The sequence below is a fragment of the Noviherbaspirillum suwonense genome, from assembly GCF_900182955.1.
In the GTDB taxonomy this organism is placed as follows: domain Bacteria; phylum Pseudomonadota; class Gammaproteobacteria; order Burkholderiales; family Burkholderiaceae_D; genus Noviherbaspirillum_A; species Noviherbaspirillum_A suwonense.
In genome coordinates, this window is record NZ_FXUL01000005.1 from 43,081 (window position 1) to 59,928 (window position 16,848).

A 16,848-nucleotide genomic window follows, 5' to 3' on the forward strand; every position below is an offset into this window, starting at 1 on the left:
GCGTCGAAGGTTTGACGCACCCGGATAAAAATCATACTATCGGCCGCATGCAACCATTCCTGACACTCTCGCGACGCCGCAGCCCGAATCCGAATCCCGGGACGCCGTGCATGTGAGTGTTAGAAAATCACCAAGCCACAGGTCAGCCCTGTGGCTTTTTTTTTGAACAGGAGCCATGAAATGGAATTCAGCCAGTACCGCACCGACGCGCTGCTCACCATCACCAACCGGCCGCCGCTGGTCTTCGTCGAAGGCGAAGGCATGTGGCTGACCGACCACCAGGGCAAGCGCTACCTGGACTACCTGCAGGGCTGGGCCGTCAACTGCCTGGGCCATTCGCCGCAGTGCATCCAGGACGCGTTGGCTGCGCAGGCGAAGAAGCTGATCAACCCGTCGCCGGCGTTCTACAACGAGCCGATGGTGTCGCTGGCGTCGGCGCTGACCGCCGCCTCCTGCTACGACCGCGTGTTCTTCGCCAACAGCGGCGCCGAAGCGAATGAAAGCGCAATCAAGCTGGCGCGCAAGTGGGGCCAGAAAAACCCGAATGCGAACGGCGAGAGCCGCCACGAAATCATCACCTTCGACCACAGCTTCCACGGCCGCACGCTGGCGACGATGTCGGCCAGCGGCAAGCCCGGCTGGGACAAGATCTTCGCGCCGCAGGTGTCGGGCTTCCACAAGGCCGACCTGAACGACATCGCCAGCGTCGAGAAGTTCATCGGCGACCGCACCGTGGCGGTGATGCTGGAGCCGGTGCAGGGCGAAGGCGGCGTGATACCGGCCACGCGCGAGTTCATGCAGGCGCTGCGCGAGCTGACGAGCAAGCGCAACCTGCTGCTGATCGTCGACGAAGTGCAGAGCGGCATGGGCCGCTGCGGCGAGCTGTTCGCCTACCAGCTCTCGGGCATCGAGCCCGACATCATGACGCTGGGCAAGGGCATCGGCGGCGGCGTGCCGCTGTCGGCGATGCTGTGCAAGGAAGCATTCGCCTGCTTCGAGCCCGGCGACCAGGGCGGCACCTATAACGGCAATCCGCTGATGACCGCGGTCGGCGGCGCGGTGCTGGCAGCCTTGCAGGCGCCCGGCTTCCTGTCCTCCGTGCGGGAAAAGGGCCAGTACCTGCGCAGCGAACTGCTGAAGCTGACCGAGCGCTTCGGCCTGGCCGGCGAGCGCGGCGAAGGCCTGCTGCGGGCGCTGAAACTCGGCCGCCCGATCGGGCCGCAGATCGTCGAACTGGCGCGCGACATGGGCCCGGTCGGCCTGCTGCTGAACTCGCCGCGGCCTGACCTGCTGCGCTTCATGCCGGCGCTGAATGTCAGCAAGGACGAGATCGACCAGATGATCGCGATGCTGGCCGAGGTGCTGGAGACGATCGCGGCGGCGGAAGCGAAGCAATAGGTTGTGCGATGCATCGCCGCTGCTCCGGCAGCGGTGAGAAATCCGGTCCGGCGCCATGTTGAACACGCGCCGGACTTTGCAGTGACGAAAAAACAAGGGCGCCGCAGCGCCCTTGTTTTGTTACACGTCGACGCGTGCTATTTCTTCTTCGGCGGCACGTACAGGTCCGTGATCACGCCCAGCCCCATTTCCGCCGCGAACATCGGCGTTTCCGACAGGGTCGGATGCGCATGCACGGTCAGCGCCAGGTCTTCCAGGTCCGCGCCCATTTCCATCGCCAGCACGGTTTCGGCCAGCAGCTCGCCCGCGTTCACGCCGACGATGCCGGCGCCGATGATGCGCTTGGTCGCCGGGTCCCACAGCAGCTTGGTGACGCCGTCGTCGCGGCCCATCGCCAGCGCCCGTCCTGACGCGGCCCACGGGAAATTGGCTTTCTCGTAGGGGATGCCCTGCGCCTTCGCATCGTTCTCGGTCAGGCCCATCCATGCGACTTCCGGGTCGGTGTACGCGACCGACGGGATGGTCATCGCGTCGAACTCGACCTTGTGGCCGGCGATGACTTCCGCCGCCACCTTGGCCTCGTTGGTGGCCTTGTGCGCCAGCATCGGGTCGCCGCAGATGTCGCCGATCGCGAAGATGTGGCCGACGTTGGTGCGCTGCTGCCTGTCGACCGGGATGAAGCCGCGTTCGCTGACGATGACGCCGGCCTTGTCCGCGCCGATTTCCTTGCCGTTCGGACGCCTGCCCACCGCCATCAGCACCATGTCGTACAGCTGCGGTTCGGCCGGCGCGTTCTCGCCCTCGAAGGTGGCCAGCAGGCCGTCTTCCCGGGCTTCCAGCCTGGTGACCTTGGTCTTCAGGTAGATGCCTTCATACCGCTTCTCGATGCGCTTCTGCAGCGGCTTGACGATGTCGCGGTCCGCCGCCGGGATCAGGCCGTCGAGGAATTCGACCACCGTGATCTTGGTGCCCAGCGCATCGTAGACGCAGGCCATTTCCAGCCCGATGATGCCGCCGCCGATCACCAGCATGCGCTTCGGGATCTGCCGCAGTTCCAGCGCGCCGGTCGAGTCGATGACCCGCGGGTCGTCGTACGGGAAGCCCGGGATGCGCGCGACCGACGAGCCGGCGGCGATGATCGCGTTCTTGAAGGCGATGGTCTTGCTGCCGTCGGCGGTGTCCACCGTCAGCGTGTTGGGCGACGAGAATGCCGCGGTGCCCTGGACCACCTGCACCTTGCGCGCGCGGGCCAGGCCGGTCAGGCCGCCGGTCAGCTTCTTGACCACGCTGTCCTTCCAGCCGCGCAGGCTGTCGAGCTCGATCTCGGGCGCGGACATCTTCACACCGAAATGCGACATCTCCTCGGCTTCGGTGATCACTTTCGCCGCATGCAGCAGCGCCTTGGACGGGATGCAGCCGACGTTCAGGCAGACGCCGCCCAGCGATGGATAGCGTTCGACCATCACGACCTTCTGGCCGAGGTCGGCGGCGCGGAAGGCCGCGGTGTAGCCGCCCGGGCCGGCGCCGAGCACCAGGGTGTCGCATTCGATGTCGGCGGTGCCGGAGAAGGACGCTGCGGCGGGTGCAGGTGCCGAAGCGGCCGGTGCGGGCGCAGAGGCGGGCGCAGAGGCAGGCGCAGCCGGGGCGGCCGCCGGAGCGCCCTGCCCTTCCAGCACCAGCAGCGGCGAACCCTTCGAGACCTTGTCGCCGATCTTGACCTTTATTTCCTTCACCACGCCAGCCTGGTTAGACGGAATCTCCATGCTGGCCTTGTCGGACTCGACCGTGATCAGCGACTGGTCGACCGCCACCGTGTCGCCCGGCTTGACCAGCAGCTCGATGACTTCCACTTCCTTGAAGTCGCCGATGTCAGGCACGTCGACATTGATGGTTCCCGATGCCGCAGCGGCGGGCGCTGCCGCAGCGGGGGCGGCGGGAGCGGGCGCGGGTGCTGCGGCAGCAGCGGGAGCCGCCGCAGCGCCTGCGGCCGGGGCAGCCGGCGCCGCTTCCTGCGGCGCATCGCCTTCGGCTTCCAGCATCAGCACCAGCGAGCCCTCGGCCACCTTGTCGCCGATCTTGATCTTCAGTTCCTTGACCACGCCGGCCTGGTTGGAGGGAATCTCCATGCTCGCCTTGTCCGACTCGACGGTAATCAGCGACTGGTCCACCGCGATCCGGTCGCCCGGCTTGACCAGCACCTCGATCACTTCCACTTCCTTGAAATCCCCGATGTCGGGTACCTTGACTTCGACCAGGCTCATAACGTAGCTCCATGTTCATCCCGGCCAGCCGCATCGCGCGCGCCGGGGTTTGTTATTGCTCCCTGCAAGTCCATGCGGGAGGATCTGTCCTTCATTGAAGCGCAATACTGTAGATCTGCAGCGGACCGGCCGAGTTCTTGTCGAACTCGATGCCCGCGGCCACGCCGACCTCGGCGATCTCGCGCGCCGTGTCGAGCTTGTCGTACACCGCATGCATCGCCCCCAGCGCGAAGTTGCGGCCGCTCCCGATGCCCCAGAAACGGTCGAAGCTGAATACCTCGCGATACGAGTAGACGCCGAAGATGCCCTGCGGATTCGCGATCAGCGAGATCAGCTGCGACGACTCGTAAGGGTCGTCCTCGTCTTCCCGCGTGTTGAGGAAGTATTTCTCCTTCAGCAGGTTGTGCACCCTCGTGTAGGTCTCGAACACGTCTTCCCTGCTGCCGAGCTTGCAGTCCTCGCCCATCTCCGCCATCAGCTTGCGCATCACCGGGAAATGGGCGGTGGTGCCGGCCAGCGTCACCAGCGAATCGCCGACGCGGAAGATCTTGCTGTTGGCTTCGTAATTGCCCGGCAGCCGGGTATCGCCAAAGGTCACCAGCGAATCGGCGGCGATGGCAGCCTGGCCATTCTTCCTGACGACGACACATGTGGTCATTGCGGGTCTCCATGCAGTTGCCGGACGCTGGCGGCGCGTCCGGCGGGTGTTGCCGGTGTCGCTACAGCAGCGTCTTGCGCATGTCGGCCAGCACCTCGGTCAGGTAAACCGAGAAGCGCGCCGCCATCGCGCCGTCGATGACGCGATGGTCATACGACAGCGAAGTCGGCATCATCAGCCGCGGCACGAAGGCCTTGCCGTCCCATACCGGCTTCATCTCGGACTTCGACAGGCCGAGGATGGCCACTTCGGGCGCATTGATGATGGGCGTAAACGCGGTGCCGCCGATGCCGCCGAGCGAGGAAATCGTGAAGCTCGCGCCCTGCATGTCGGCCGGCTTGAGCTTGCCGTCGCGGGCCTGGGCCGACAGGTCGCCCATTTCCTGCGCGATCTGCGCGATGCCCTTCTTGTCCGCATCCTTCACCACCGGCACCACCAGCCCGTTCGGCGTATCGGCGGCAAAGCCGATGTGGTAGTACTGCTTGACGATCAGGTTTTCTCCCTTGGCGTCCAGTGAGGAATTAAAGACCGGGAATTTCTTCAGCGCGGCCACGCAGGCCTTGATGACGAAGGCCAGCATGGTCAGCTTCACGCCCGACTTGGCCATAGCCGCATTGGACGCCTTGCGGAATTCCTCGAGCTCGGTGACGTCGGCCTGGTCGAACTGGGTCACATGCGGGATCATGACCCAGTTGCGGTGCAGGTTGGGGCCGCTGATCTTCTTGATGCGCGACATCGGCTGCAGTTCGGTCGGGCCGAACTTGCTGAAGTCCAGCGAAGGCCAGGCCAGCAGTTCCAGCCCGCCGCCGCCGCCCTTGGCCGCGGCAGCCGGCGCGGACGCCGCTGCAGCACCGCCGGCGATCACGCCCTTCACATAACCCTGCACGTCTTCCTGGGTGATGCGGCCCTTCGGCCCGCTGCCGCCGACCTGGCTCAGGTCGACGCCCAGTTCGCGCGCAAACTTGCGCACGGACGGCGACGCATGCGGCTTGGCGCCGCTGGTCGCGACCGGCGCAGGCGCGGGCGCAGCTGCAGGCGCCGCAGCTTGCGCCGGGGCCGCTGCCGGGGCCGCAGCGGGAGCTGGGGCCGGGGCCGGCGCAGCCGCAGCGGGCGCTGCCGGAGCAGGCGCCGGCGCGGCGGCAGGCGCGGGCGCCTGCTGCGCCGCAGCCGCGCCCTCCGTTTCCAGCATCAGCATCAGCGATCCTTCCGCCACCTTGTCGCCGATCTTGACCTTGATCTCCTTGACCACGCCGGCCTGGCTGGACGGGATCTCCATGCTGGCCTTGTCGGACTCGACCGTGATCAGCGACTGGTCCACCGCGACCGTGTCGCCCGGCTTGACCAGCAGTTCGATGACCTCGACTTCCTTGAAGTCGCCGATATCCGGGACTTTGACTTCCACCATGCTCATCTTTTAGCTCCGTTTTTATTTCCTGCCGCGCTCAAGGAAAGTCCGGGAAAGGAGACATCCCGGCGACTGCCGTGATGCCTGCGGTTCCCGGACCCTGTAAGGCATGGCGAGGAGTTCGTTAGTCTTATTTACACTAGGACCGGATTCGGCTTGTTCGGATTGATGCCGTACTTTTCGATGGCCTGGGTCACCACGCCCGCGGACAGCACGCCTTCATCGGCCAGCGCCTTGAGCGCGGCGATGACGACGAAGTGGCGGTTCACTTCGAAGAATTCACGCAGCTTGGCGCGGGTGTCGGAGCGGCCGAAGCCGTCCGTGCCCAGCACCTTGTAGCTGCGGCCCTTGGGGACATACGCCCTCACCTGTTCGGCGAAGACGCGCATGTAGTCGGTCGACACCACGATGGGACCGGCGGTCGGCGCCAGGCATTGGGTGATGTACGGCACGCGCGCCGGCTCCGACGGATGCAGCAGGTTCCAGCGGTCGGCGTCGGCGCCGTCGCGGGCCAGCAGGTTGAACGAAGGCGCCGACCAGACGTCGGACTCGATGCCCCAGTCGTTGCGCAGCAGTTCCCCGGCGGCCATGACTTCGCGCAGGATGGTGCCCGAACCCATCAGCTGCACGCGGTGCTTCGATTCCTTGCCGCCTTCCTGCAGCAGGTACAGCCCCTTCAGGATGCCTTCTTCCTGGCCCGGCTTCAGGCCCGGATGCGGATAGTTCTCGTTCATCAGCGTGATGTAGTAGAACACGTCCTCCTGCTTTTCTATCATGCGGCGCAGGCCGTCATGCATGATCACCGCGACTTCGTGGGCGAAGGTCGGGTCGTAGGACAGGCAGTTCGGAATGGTCGACGCCAGCACGTGGCTGTGGCCGTCCTCGTGCTGCAGGCCCTCGCCGTTGAGCGTGGTGCGGCCTGCGGTGCCGCCCAGCAGGAAGCCGCGCGCCCGCATGTCGCCTGCGGCCCACGCCAGGTCGCCGATGCGCTGCAGGCCAAACATCGAGTAGAACGTGTAGAACGGGATCATGACCGTGTTGTTGGTCGAGTACGACGTCGCCGCCGCGATCCACGAGCTCATCGCGCCCGCCTCGTTGATGCCCTCCTGCAGGATCTGGCCGGCCTTGTCCTCGCGGTAGTAGCTGACCTGGTCCTTGTCGACCGGCTCGTAGAGCTGGCCGCGCTGGTTGAAGATGCCGATCTGGCGGAACAGGCCTTCCATGCCGAAGGTGCGGGCCTCGTCCACCAGGATGGGCACCACGCGCTTGCCCAGCGACGCGTCGCGCAGCAGCACCGTGATCACGCGGACATAGGCCTGCGTGGTGGAGATCTCGCGGCCTTCCGCGGTCGGGTCGAGGATGGCCTTGAACGCTTCCAGCGGCGGCACCACCAGGGTTTCATCGGCCTTCATCCGGCGCTGCGGCAGGTAGCCGCCCAGCGCCTTGCGGCGCTCGTGCAGGTAGATCATTTCCGGCGCGTCGTCGGCCGGCTTGAAGAACGGCACGTCCGCCAGCTTGTCGTCCGGGATCGGGATCGCGAAACGGTCGCGCATTTCGCGGATCGCTACGTCGTCGAGCTTCTTGGTCTGGTGCGCGGTGTTGCGCGCCTCGCCCGACTTGCCCATGCCGAAGCCCTTGACGGTCTTGACCAGCAGCACGGTCGGCGAGCCCTTGTTTTCCACCGCGGCCTTGAAGCCGGCGTAGATCTTGTGCGGGTCGTGGCCGCCGCGGGTCAGGCGCCAGATGTCGTCGTCGGTCATGTTGGCGACCATTTCCAGCAGCTTCGGATGCTTGCCGAAGAAATGCTTGCGCACATAGGCGCCGTCCTTGGCCTTGTAGTTCTGGTACTCGCCGTCGACGGTTTCCATCATCACGCGCTGCAGGATGCCGTCGCGGTCGCGCGACAGCAGGTCGTCCCAGCCCGGGCCCCAGATCACCTTGATGACATTCCAGCCGGCGCCGCGGAAGTCGGCTTCCAGTTCCTGGATGATCTTGCCGTTGCCGCGCACCGGGCCGTCGAGGCGCTGCAGGTTGCAGTTGACGACCATGATCAGGTTGTCGAGCATCTCGCGGCCGGCCATGCCGATCGCGCCCATCGATTCCGGCTCGTCCATCTCGCCGTCGCCGCAGAACGCCCAGACCTTGCGGTTGGCGGTGTCGGCCAGGCCGCGCGCATGCAGGTACTTCAGGAAGCGCGCCTGGTAGATGGCCATCAGCGGGCCGAGGCCCATGGACACGGTGGGGAACTGCCAGTAGTCCGGCATCAGCTTCGGATGCGGGTAGGAGGACAAGCCCTTGCCGTCGACTTCGCGGCGGAAGTTCAGCAGCTGGTCTTCCGACAGCCGGCCTTCAAGGAAGGAGCGGGCGTAGATGCCAGGCGACGAGTGGCCCTGCAGGTAGAGCAGGTCGCCGCCATGGCCTTCGCTCGGCGCATGCCAGAAATGGTTGAAGCCGATGCCCAGCATGTTGGCCAGCGACGCGAAGCTGGAAATATGGCCGCCGAGGTCGCCGTCGACCCGGTTGGCCTTGACCACCATGGCCATCGCGTTCCAGCGCATCCAGGAGCGCAGCCGCTCCTCGTATTCGAGGTTGCCCGGGCAATGCGCGCCCAGGTGGTTGGGAATGGTGTTGACGTAGGCGGTGTTGCTGGAAAACGGGATATGGGCGCCACGCCTGCGCGCCAGGTCGACCATGCGCTCCATCAGGTAGTGGGCGCGTTCCGGACCCTCGTTTTCGATAACGGCTTCGAGCGCGTCGAGCCATTCCTTGGTTTCCATTACATCGGGGTCGTTGGCGGCTTGCGCCATTACCTGGTCGAGCTGGGCAGACATCGTGCGTCTCCTTAACGTTGCCGGATTGATTTGGACATCGCGGATCTAGGTTTGTTACAGGGTACAACTTGCGCGAAAAACAACCAACGCATTCTAGCAGCGAATTTCAGGATTTCATACTACGATCTTTGATTTCATAATGTGATATTTAGTGTGCAGCGCAGCATGGCGCCGGGTCCTCGTGACGGCGCGCCGGCGCCCGGAAGCGCCCGTATAATCGCGTTTTCCATCCGCATCTTTCCCATCACCATGTCTGCACAAATCATCAGTGGCACCCTGCTCTCCCAAAACCTGCGCGCCGACGTGGCCCGCCGCGCCGCGGCGCTGACCGGAAAGGGACGCCAGCCGGGGCTGGCCGTGGTGCTGGTCGGCGACAGCCCGGCGTCGCAGGTCTATGTGCGCAACAAGGTCAAGGCCTGCGAGGACAGCGGCTTTTACTCGGTGCTGGAGAAATACGACGCGACGCTGTCGGAAGCGCAGCTGCTCGAACGCGTCGCCGCGCTCAATGCCGACCCGAAGATCCATGGCATCCTGGTCCAGCTGCCGCTGCCCGCGCATATCGACGCGTTCAAGGTGATCGAGGCGATTGCGCCGGAGAAGGATGTGGACGGCTTCCACGTCAGCAATGCCGGCATGCTGATGACGGGCCAGCCGCTGTTCCGCCCCTGCACGCCGTACGGCGTGATGAAGATGCTGGAATCGATCGACTACCCGGTGCGCGGCGCGCATGCGGTGGTGGTGGGCGCATCCAACATCGTCGGCAAGCCGCAGGCGATGCTGCTCTTGCAGGCCGGCGCGACTGTCACCATCTGCAATTCCAAGACCCGCGACCTGGGGTACCACACCCGCCATGCGGACATCCTGGTGGTCGCCACGGGCAAGCGCAACATCGTCACCGCCGACATGATCAAGCCGGGCGCCGTCGTCATCGACGTCGGCATGAACCGCGACGACAACGGCAAGCTGTGCGGCGATGTCGATTTTGAGAATGCCAAGGAAGTCGCCGGCTGGATCACGCCGGTGCCCGGCGGCGTGGGCCCGATGACCATCACCATGCTGCTGGTAAACACCATAGAAGCTGCCGAGAGGACCGACCGATGAACATACAGACCAATCCCCTGCTCGACTTTTCCGACCTGCCGCGTTTCGACGCGTTCACGCCGGAGTGCGTCACCCCCGCCATCGACACGCTGCTGGCGGAATGCCGCGACGTGGTCGCCCGGCTCGAAGCGCCGATGGACCAGGTCACCTGGAAAGATTTCGTCGAACCCCTGGAACAGGCGACCGAGAAGCTGGGCCGCGCCTGGGGCGTGGTCGGCCACCTGAACGCGGTGGTCGACACGCCCGAACTGCGCGCCGCCTACAACGAAAACCAGCCCAAGGTCACCGAGTTCTGGACCGCGCTGGGACAGAACCTGGCGCTGTTCGAAAAATACAAGGCGCTGAAGGCCGACGCCGGCTACGCGGCGCTGACGCCGCAGCGCAGGAAGATCATCGACAACGCGCTGCGCGACTTCCACCTCGGCGGCGCCGACCTGTCGGACGACAAGAAAGTCCGCTTCGCCGCGATCCAGGAACGCCAGGCCGAGCTCAGCACGCGCTTTTCGGAAAACGTGCTGGACGCCACCAACGACTATGAACTGATCGTCGACGACGAAGCGCGGCTGGCCGGCCTGCCGGACGACGCCCGGCAGGCGGCGCGCGCCTCGGCCGAGAAGGCCGGCAAGACCGGCTTCCGCTTCACGCTGCATTTCCCGTCCTATTTCCCGGTGCTGCAATATGCCGACGACCGCGCGCTGCGCGAGACCATCTACCGCGCCAACGCGACCAAGGCGTCCGAGCTCGGCGCGAAGCCGGAATGGGACAACACTGCCATCATCATCGAGAAGCTGAAGCTGCGGCACGAGGAAGCGCTGCTGCTGGGCTACCGTAACTATGCGGAGGTGTCGCTGGTGCCGAAGATGGCGGAAACGCCGCAGCACGTGATCGCCTTCCTCGAAGACCTGGCGCTGAAGGCCAGGCCGTATGCGGCCAAGGACCTGGAGGAAGTGCGCCAGTTCGCCCGGGACGAACTGGGACTGGCGTCGGTGGAAGCCTGGGACCTGGCCTACGCGTCCGAGAAGCTGCGCGAGAAGCGCTATGCATTCTCCGAGCAGGAAGTGAAGCAGTACTTTCCCGAGCACAAGGTGGTGGACGGCCTGTTCCGGCTGGTCGAGAAACTGTTTACCGTGAAAATCGCGCCCGACGCCGCCCCGGTCTGGCACAAGGACGTGAAATTCTTCCGCATCGAACGCGACGGCAAGCTGATCGGCCAGTTCTACCTCGACCTGTACGCCCGCAGCGGCAAGCGCGGCGGCGCGTGGATGAACGACGCGCGCGGCCGCCGCCTGCTGGACGAGCGGGTGCAGACGCCGGTCGCCTACCTGACCTGCAACTTCACCGAACCGGCCGTGGTGAATGGCGTGGCCAAGCCGGCGCTGTTCACCCATGACGAAGTCAACACGCTGTTCCACGAATTCGGCCACGGCCTGCACCACATGCTGACCATGGTGGACGAACTCGGCGTCTCCGGCATTGCCGGCGTCGAATGGGACGCAGTGGAGTTGCCCTCGCAGTTCATGGAAAACTTCTGCTGGCAATGGGACGTGCTGCAGCAGATGAGCGCGCATGCCGAGACCGGCCAGCCGCTGCCGCGCGCGCTGTTCGACAAGATGACCGCCGCCAAGAACTTCCAGTCCGGGCTGCAGATGCTGCGCCAGGTCGAGTTCTCGCTGTTCGACATGCACCTGCATTTCGACTACGACCCGTACGGCGGCGACAGCGTGCAAAGCGTGCTCGACGCGGTCCGCGCGAAATTCTCGGTGATGACGCCGCCGCCGTTCAACCGCTTCCAGAATTCGTTCGGGCATATCTTCGCCGGCGGCTATGCAGCCGGCTACTACAGCTACAAGTGGGCTGAAGTGCTGTCCGCCGACGCCTATGGCGCGTTCGAGGAAGCCAGCGCCAGCGGCGACGACGAGCGGCTGGCCGAAGCCGGCCGGCGCTTCCTGGAAGAGATCCTGTCGGTGGGCGGCTCGCGGCCGGCGCTGGAGTCGTTCAAGGCCTTCCGCGGCCGCGAACCCGCGATCGACGCGCTGCTGCGCCACAGCGGCATGAGCGCCGAACCGCAGGCCTGAACGGGATGAGCCGCATGATGAAAAATTCACGCAGGCTGCTGCCGGCCGCACTGCTGTGCTGCGCCGCACTGGCGCATGCGCAGCTGTACAAGTCGGTCGGCCCGGATGGCCGCGTCACCTACAGCGACGCGCCGCCGGCGGCGGCCAGGCAGGTGGAGACCCGGCCGCTGCCGTCGGCTGCTCCCGGGGCCGCGCTGCCCTACGAGCTGGCCCAGGTCGCGAAGGCGCAGCCGGTCACGCTGTACACGTCGGACAAGTGCGCGCCGTGCGAATCGGCGCGCAGCTTTCTCGCCGTCCGCGGCGTGCCCTATGCAGAGAAGACGGTCAGCAGCAACGAGGACATCGCCGCGCTGCGTGCGGCCGGCGGCGACGCGCAGCTGCCGCTGCTGACGATAGGCCGCAGCAAGGAAAAAGGCTACGAGGAAGGCGCATGGAATGCCGCGCTGGACGCGGCCGGTTATCCGAAGTCCAGCCAGCTGCCGGCCACCTGGCGCAACCCGCCGCCGCAGGGCGCGGCGCCGCGCAGCGCGTCGAAAGCCGCAGATCCCGCGGAAAAAGCGCCTGCCGCCGCTGCGCCGCTTAGTCCCAGCCCCGGCCCGGCAACCGAAGCGCCGCCGGCCACCGGCAAGGCGCCGCCGGGATTCCGCTTTTGAACGAGCCGGCCATGACCCGCATCGACTTCCACAGCAATGTGCCGGACAAGCTGGCCTACGCATGCCGGCTGGTGCGCAAGGCGCGATCGCAGAACCTGCGGGTCGTGATGATGGCGGCCGACGCCGCGCAGCTGCAGCGCCTCGACGAGATGCTGTGGACATTTTCCGACCTCGACTTCCTGCCCCATGTGCCGGCCGACAGCCCGCTGGCCGCGCAGACGCCGATCCTGCTGATGGAGATCGGCAGCGACACGGCCGACCTGCCGCATCACCAGGTGCTGGTCAACCTTGCGCAGCAGCCGCCCGGCAATTTCGCGCGCTTCGAGCGGATGTTCGAGATCGTGTCCGCCGAGGATGAAGACCGGCTGGCCGGGCGTGAACGCTACCGGCACTACCAGCAGCGCGGCTATCCACTCACCCATTACGACGCCGAGAAAGCATGAGCATACCCCCGCGCGATGCCGGCATCCCGATGCTGACCGAAGTGATCGAGGACGACATCATGGACTTCGTCGGCCCGCCGCTGCCGGTGGAGGCGAAGGACGACGCCCTTGCCGACATGATGCCGCCGGCCCCTCATCCGCCGGAGACGCAATCCGCGCCTGCGGTCGTCCAGAAGGCGGGCGGCGGCTATGCGTCGCATGGAGTCGGCATCCAGTACGGCCCGCCGGCGCAATTTGCGCCGTCCTACCCGTTGCCATTGAAGCCCGCCGCGCCGCCCGCGTCTCCCGGTTCCCCGGGGCCGGCGGAACAGCGGCTGGCGCAAGCGGCGGAACAGCCTGCGGAGCGTGCCGCCGGCCCGGTCCCGGCAGGCGCGCCGCTGCCGTCGCCGATGAGCGAGGACGAGTGGCAGCGCATGGAACGCCGGGTGCGCGAGCGCATACTCGGCCAGCTGCTGTCGCGCACCGACGCGATGCTCGAGGAACGCATCCGCAGCAGCGTCGCCGGCGTGCTCGAGCAGGCGGTCGACGGCCTCGCCGCCACGCTGCGGGCCAGCCTGCACAAGACGCTGGAGGACGTGGTGTCCCGCGCGGTGGCGCAGGAGATAACCCGACTGCAATCGACGAAAAAATAAGGAAATTGCCGGAATATTTTGTTTTTTAAACAGGACAGTGGTTTTGGCTGTTTGAAATAAAAAATCCCTGGCATGATTTATTCGCTCAGAAAAACCCGATTTCCTTACAATTTCTTTTATTGCATTGCACCAGGAGAGCGGGATGAAGGTCATCGTATTGGGTTCGGGCATCATAGGCACCGCTTCCGCATGGTTTCTGCGGCAATCCGGCCATGAGGTCACCGTCATCGAACGCCAGCCCGGCGCCGCGCAGGAAACCAGCTTTGCCAACGGCTGCCAGATTTCCGTTTCCCACGCCGAACCCTGGGCCAACCCGGCGGCGCCGATGAAGGTGCTGAAATGGCTGGGCCAGGAAGACGCGCCGCTGCTGTTCCGCCTGCGCCCCGAATGGCTGCAATGGCGCTGGGGCCTGCAATTCCTGCGCGAATGCACGGCGGCGCGCACCGACCACAATATCCGGCAGATCGTCGCGCTGTGCGAGTACAGCCGCCAGACCCTGCAGGCCGTGCGCGCTGACACCGGCATCGACTATGACTTCCTGACCCGCGGCATCCTGCACTTCTACACCGAGCAGCGCGACTTCGACGAGTCGCTGCGCGCAGCCAAGCTGATGCGCGACCTCGGCTGCCCGCGCCAGTCCATCGGCGCCGACGAAGTCGTGCGCATCGAGCCGGCGCTGGCGTCCAGCCGCGACCGCATCGTCGGCGGCGACTACACGCCCACCGACGAATCCGGCGACGTCTACAAGTTCACCACCGGCCTCGCCGCCCGGGCGCAGCAGGCCGGCGTCGACTTCCGTTTCAACACCACCGTGACCCGGCTGCTGACCGAGGGCGCCGGCGCTGCCGCGCGCATCACCGGCGTCGAGGTGATCGACGAGCATGGCGTGCACCGCACGCTGCGCGCCGACGCCTACGTGATGGCGATGGGCAGCTTCAGCGTGCCGCTGCTGCAGCCGCTGGGCATCAATCTGATGATCTATCCCGGCAAGGGCTATTCGGCGACCTATGCGGTCACCAACCCCGATCTCGCGCCTTCGGTGTCGCTGACCGACGATGGCTACAAGCTGGTCGTCTCGCGGCTGGGCGACCGCCTGCGCGTGGCCGGCACCTGCGAGCTCAACGGCTATACCCGCGAACTCAACACCACCCGCTGCGAAGCCATCACCCGCCGCACCCGCGAACTGTTCCCCGGCGCCTGCGACTACGACAACCCCGCCTACTGGACCGGCCTGCGCCCGCTGACGCCATCCAACGTCCCCTATATCGGCCGCAGCCGCTACGGCAACCTGTTCCTGAACACCGGCCACGGCACGCTGGGATGGACCATGGGATGCGGTTCGGGCCGGGCCATTGCCGACATCGTGTCCGGCCGGCAGCCCGAGGTGGATTTCGCATTCACCGGAATGCCGCGCGGACAGCATGTCGCCCCGGTGGGCAAGCAGGTTGTGCAAGCCTGAGCGGCGAACGCAAGCAGCGGCGGCCGTCAGCGCATCCGCTGCATTAATACAGCGCGTTTGCCCTCAGCGTTCGGTCCGAACCTGCACTTCCGCGGTCTTTTCGTCGAATGCGACGCGGGTGACGAACTTCGCACGCTTCATCGGGAAGCGCGACTGGAAATGCCGGACGTTCCCCGAGCCGGAAATTGCCCGCCGGACGAACTGGTAATACGCGTCCATGTCCAGCACATGCACCACCAGGAAATAATCGTAATCGCCTGACACGAAATAGCATTGCAGCACTTCGGCCTCGCGGTTCATACGGCTTTCGAACGCCTTCATGTGCTCGTCGGACTGGTTGGTCAGCGACACTTCCAGAAAGGCCATCATCCCGTAGCCCAGCGCGAACGGGTCCACCATCGCCACGTCGTCGCTGATGACGCCGGCCTCGCGCAGTTCGCGCACCCGGCGCAGGCAGGTCGGCTGCGACACATGCACCTTCTCGGCCAGTTCCCGGGTCGGGATCTGGTTGTCTTTTTGCAGCAGGTTCAGCAGCTTTCGGTCGACCTTGTCGAGCGTACGGAATTTGGGCATGGTGGGGCAGGCATGGAGTGGTAGCCCAAGAGTGTTACAGCAAGCGCGGCCAAATTCAATTGCCAGCGATTAATTTATGCATACTCGTCTTTGGATGGGTTGAGCCGGGCCGGAAAAGTTAAGAAAAACCGCAAAAGGCGGCATAATGACGCGGCATTGATTCACAGTGTCGCAGCGCTCGTCGCCCCTATCTATCCTCAGGAGGAAAGTCATGCAGTTGATTACAAAAATGCTTCCGTTGGCAGCCGCCATCGCGCTGTTCGCCGGTTCTGCCCAGGCGCAGGAAATGGTGGTCAAGCTTGGCCACGTGGCGCCGATGTCGGGCGGACAGGCCCACTACGGCCGCGACAATGCCAATGGAGCGATCCTGGCAGTGGAAGACCTCAACGCCAAGGGCTTCATGATCGGCGGCAAGAAGGTGAAATTCGAGCTGCTGAACGAAGATGACGCGGCCGACCCCAAGCAGGGCACCGCGGTTGCGCAGAAGCTGGTCGACGCCAAGGTCAACGGCGTGATCGGCCACCTCAATTCCGGCACCACGATCCCCGCATCGCGCATCTACCATGACGCCGGCATCCCGCAGATCTCGCCGTCGGCCACCAATCCGAAGTACACCCAGCAGGGCTACAAGTCGGCCTTCCGCGTCGTCGCCAACGACGGCCAGCTTGGCGGCACGCTGGGCAAGTATGCGATCACCACGCTCAAGGGCAAGAACATCGCGGTCATCGACGACCGCACCGCCTACGGCCAGGGCGTCGCCACCGAGTTCGTCAAGGGCGCCAAGGCCGCGCTGCCGGGCGTGCAGATCACGCAGCAGTACACCACCGACAAGGCAACCGACTTCAATGCGATCCTGACCGCGATCAAGGGCAAGAATCCGGACATCGTGTTCTTCGGCGGCATGGACAACGTCGGCGGCCCGATGCTGCGCCAGATGAAGCAGCTGGGCATCAATGCGAAATTCATGGGCGGCGACGGCCTCTGCACCGCGGAACTGCCGAAGCTCGCGGGCGACGGCCTGTCCGACAACCAGGTCGTCTGCGCGGAAGCGGGCGGCGTCACCGGCGCCAAGGAAAAAGCGATGGAGCAGTTCGTCGCGCGCTACAAGAAGCGCTTCAACATGGACGTGCAGCTGTATGCGCCCTATGTCTACGACGCGGTGATGACCATGGCGACCGCCATGCAGAAGGCCAATTCGGCCGAGCCGGCGAAATATCTGCCTGAGCTGACGAAGATCAATTACGACGGCGTCACCGGCCCGATTTCCTTCGATGACAAGGGCGACATCAAGGATGGCACGCTGACCCTGTTCACCTTCAAGGAAGGCAAGAAGGAAAAGATCGCCGTGGTGAAGTAAGC

General features: G+C 65.3%; 13 protein-coding genes. 8 read left to right on the forward strand and 5 right to left on the reverse strand.

All coding sequences use genetic code 11. The features are described 5' to 3' along the window. The first annotated feature begins 180 nt into the window (after positions 1-180). A complete protein-coding gene (locus tag QOL82_RS08950; RefSeq protein ID WP_283441912.1) occupies positions 181-1,398 on the forward strand; it encodes an acetylornithine transaminase in 1,218 nt (405 codons plus the stop codon). 137 nt (positions 1,399-1,535) lie between these two features. Here QOL82_RS08950 and lpdA read toward each other — a convergent pair whose 3' ends face one another. The 4 genes from lpdA to aceE form a co-directional block, all read right to left on the reverse strand. After that, entirely contained in the window at positions 1,536-3,659 is a 2,124-nt protein-coding gene (gene lpdA / locus QOL82_RS08955; protein WP_283441913.1) for a dihydrolipoyl dehydrogenase, read from the reverse strand. A 91-nt stretch (positions 3,660-3,750) separates the two neighbouring features. Beyond that, positions 3,751-4,317 carry an Ntn hydrolase family protein gene (locus tag QOL82_RS08960; protein WP_283441914.1) on the reverse strand — a complete coding sequence of 189 codons (567 nt, stop codon included), beginning with the start codon at positions 4,315-4,317 and terminating at the stop codon, positions 3,751-3,753. Between the two features lie 61 nt (positions 4,318-4,378). Continuing rightward, entirely contained in the window at positions 4,379-5,728 is a 1,350-nt protein-coding gene (gene aceF, locus QOL82_RS08965) for a dihydrolipoyllysine-residue acetyltransferase (protein ID WP_283441915.1), read from the reverse strand. 128 nt (positions 5,729-5,856) lie between these two features. Then, complete coding sequence (gene aceE, locus QOL82_RS08970) at positions 5,857-8,553, reverse strand: pyruvate dehydrogenase (acetyl-transferring), homodimeric type (protein ID WP_283441916.1); 2,697 nt, start codon at positions 8,551-8,553, stop codon at positions 5,857-5,859. A 249-nt stretch (positions 8,554-8,802) separates the two neighbouring features. Here aceE and folD point away from each other — a divergent pair, with 249 nt between their 5' ends. The 6 genes from folD to QOL82_RS09000 all read left to right on the forward strand — a co-directional run bounded on the left by folD (position 8,803) and on the right by QOL82_RS09000 (position 14,916). After that, positions 8,803-9,654 (forward strand): bifunctional methylenetetrahydrofolate dehydrogenase/methenyltetrahydrofolate cyclohydrolase FolD, encoded by an 852-nt coding sequence (gene folD / locus QOL82_RS08975; RefSeq protein ID WP_283442104.1) that lies wholly within the window; start codon positions 8,803-8,805, stop codon positions 9,652-9,654. Beyond that, the gene (locus QOL82_RS08980; protein WP_283441917.1) at positions 9,651-11,729 is read left to right on the forward strand and encodes a M3 family metallopeptidase; all 2,079 of its coding nucleotides are present in this window, start codon (positions 9,651-9,653) and stop codon (positions 11,727-11,729) included. The genes folD and QOL82_RS08980 overlap by 4 nt, the downstream gene beginning before the upstream one ends. A gap of 14 nt (positions 11,730-11,743) precedes the next feature. Next, the gene (locus QOL82_RS08985) at positions 11,744-12,382 is read left to right on the forward strand and encodes a glutaredoxin family protein (protein WP_283441918.1); all 639 of its coding nucleotides are present in this window, start codon (positions 11,744-11,746) and stop codon (positions 12,380-12,382) included. 11 nt (positions 12,383-12,393) lie between these two features. Then, on the forward strand, positions 12,394-12,825 hold the full coding sequence (locus tag QOL82_RS08990; RefSeq protein WP_283441919.1) for a DNA polymerase III subunit chi: 432 nt from the start codon (positions 12,394-12,396) through the stop codon (positions 12,823-12,825). Next, entirely contained in the window at positions 12,822-13,457 is a 636-nt protein-coding gene (locus tag QOL82_RS08995) for a DUF2486 family protein (RefSeq protein WP_283441920.1), read from the forward strand. Before QOL82_RS08990 ends, QOL82_RS08995 begins: the two co-directional genes overlap by 4 nt. Before the next feature lie 142 nt (positions 13,458-13,599). Next, entirely contained in the window at positions 13,600-14,916 is a 1,317-nt protein-coding gene (locus tag QOL82_RS09000) for a D-amino acid dehydrogenase (protein WP_283441921.1), read from the forward strand. 63 nt (positions 14,917-14,979) lie between these two features. Here the strand turns inward: QOL82_RS09000 and QOL82_RS09005 are convergent, their stop codons facing one another. Continuing rightward, positions 14,980-15,489: an Lrp/AsnC family transcriptional regulator gene (locus QOL82_RS09005; RefSeq protein WP_283441922.1), complete on the reverse strand. Its 510-nt coding sequence runs from the start codon at positions 15,487-15,489 to the stop codon at positions 14,980-14,982. 211 nt (positions 15,490-15,700) lie between these two features. Between QOL82_RS09005 and QOL82_RS09010 the strand changes: the two genes are divergently transcribed. Then, positions 15,701-16,846, forward strand: a complete 1,146-nt coding sequence (locus QOL82_RS09010) for a branched-chain amino acid ABC transporter substrate-binding protein (protein ID WP_283441923.1) — start codon at positions 15,701-15,703, stop codon at positions 16,844-16,846. Positions 16,847-16,848: the final 2 nt, after the last annotated feature.

What these genes read in the sequence shown, in the direction of transcription:
- QOL82_RS08950 (WP_283441912.1), top strand. Translation starts at nt 181, where the DNA reads ATGGAATTCAGCCAGTACCGCACCGACGCGCTGCTCACCATCACCAAC.
- lpdA (WP_283441913.1), bottom strand. Translation starts at nt 3,659, where the DNA reads ATGAGCCTGGTCGAAGTCAAGGTACCCGACATCGGGGATTTCAAGGAA.
- QOL82_RS08960 (WP_283441914.1), bottom strand. Translation starts at nt 4,317, where the DNA reads ATGACCACATGTGTCGTCGTCAGGAAGAATGGCCAGGCTGCCATCGCC.
- aceF (WP_283441915.1), bottom strand. Translation starts at nt 5,728, where the DNA reads ATGAGCATGGTGGAAGTCAAAGTCCCGGATATCGGCGACTTCAAGGAA.
- aceE (WP_283441916.1), bottom strand. Translation starts at nt 8,553, where the DNA reads ATGTCTGCCCAGCTCGACCAGGTAATGGCGCAAGCCGCCAACGACCCC.
- folD (WP_283442104.1), top strand. Translation starts at nt 8,803, where the DNA reads ATGTCTGCACAAATCATCAGTGGCACCCTGCTCTCCCAAAACCTGCGC.
- QOL82_RS08980 (WP_283441917.1), top strand. Translation starts at nt 9,651, where the DNA reads ATGAACATACAGACCAATCCCCTGCTCGACTTTTCCGACCTGCCGCGT.
- QOL82_RS08985 (WP_283441918.1), top strand. Translation starts at nt 11,744, where the DNA reads ATGATGAAAAATTCACGCAGGCTGCTGCCGGCCGCACTGCTGTGCTGC.
- QOL82_RS08990 (WP_283441919.1), top strand. Translation starts at nt 12,394, where the DNA reads ATGACCCGCATCGACTTCCACAGCAATGTGCCGGACAAGCTGGCCTAC.
- QOL82_RS08995 (WP_283441920.1), top strand. Translation starts at nt 12,822, where the DNA reads ATGAGCATACCCCCGCGCGATGCCGGCATCCCGATGCTGACCGAAGTG.
- QOL82_RS09000 (WP_283441921.1), top strand. Translation starts at nt 13,600, where the DNA reads ATGAAGGTCATCGTATTGGGTTCGGGCATCATAGGCACCGCTTCCGCA.
- QOL82_RS09005 (WP_283441922.1), bottom strand. Translation starts at nt 15,489, where the DNA reads ATGCCCAAATTCCGTACGCTCGACAAGGTCGACCGAAAGCTGCTGAAC.
- QOL82_RS09010 (WP_283441923.1), top strand. Translation starts at nt 15,701, where the DNA reads ATGCAGTTGATTACAAAAATGCTTCCGTTGGCAGCCGCCATCGCGCTG.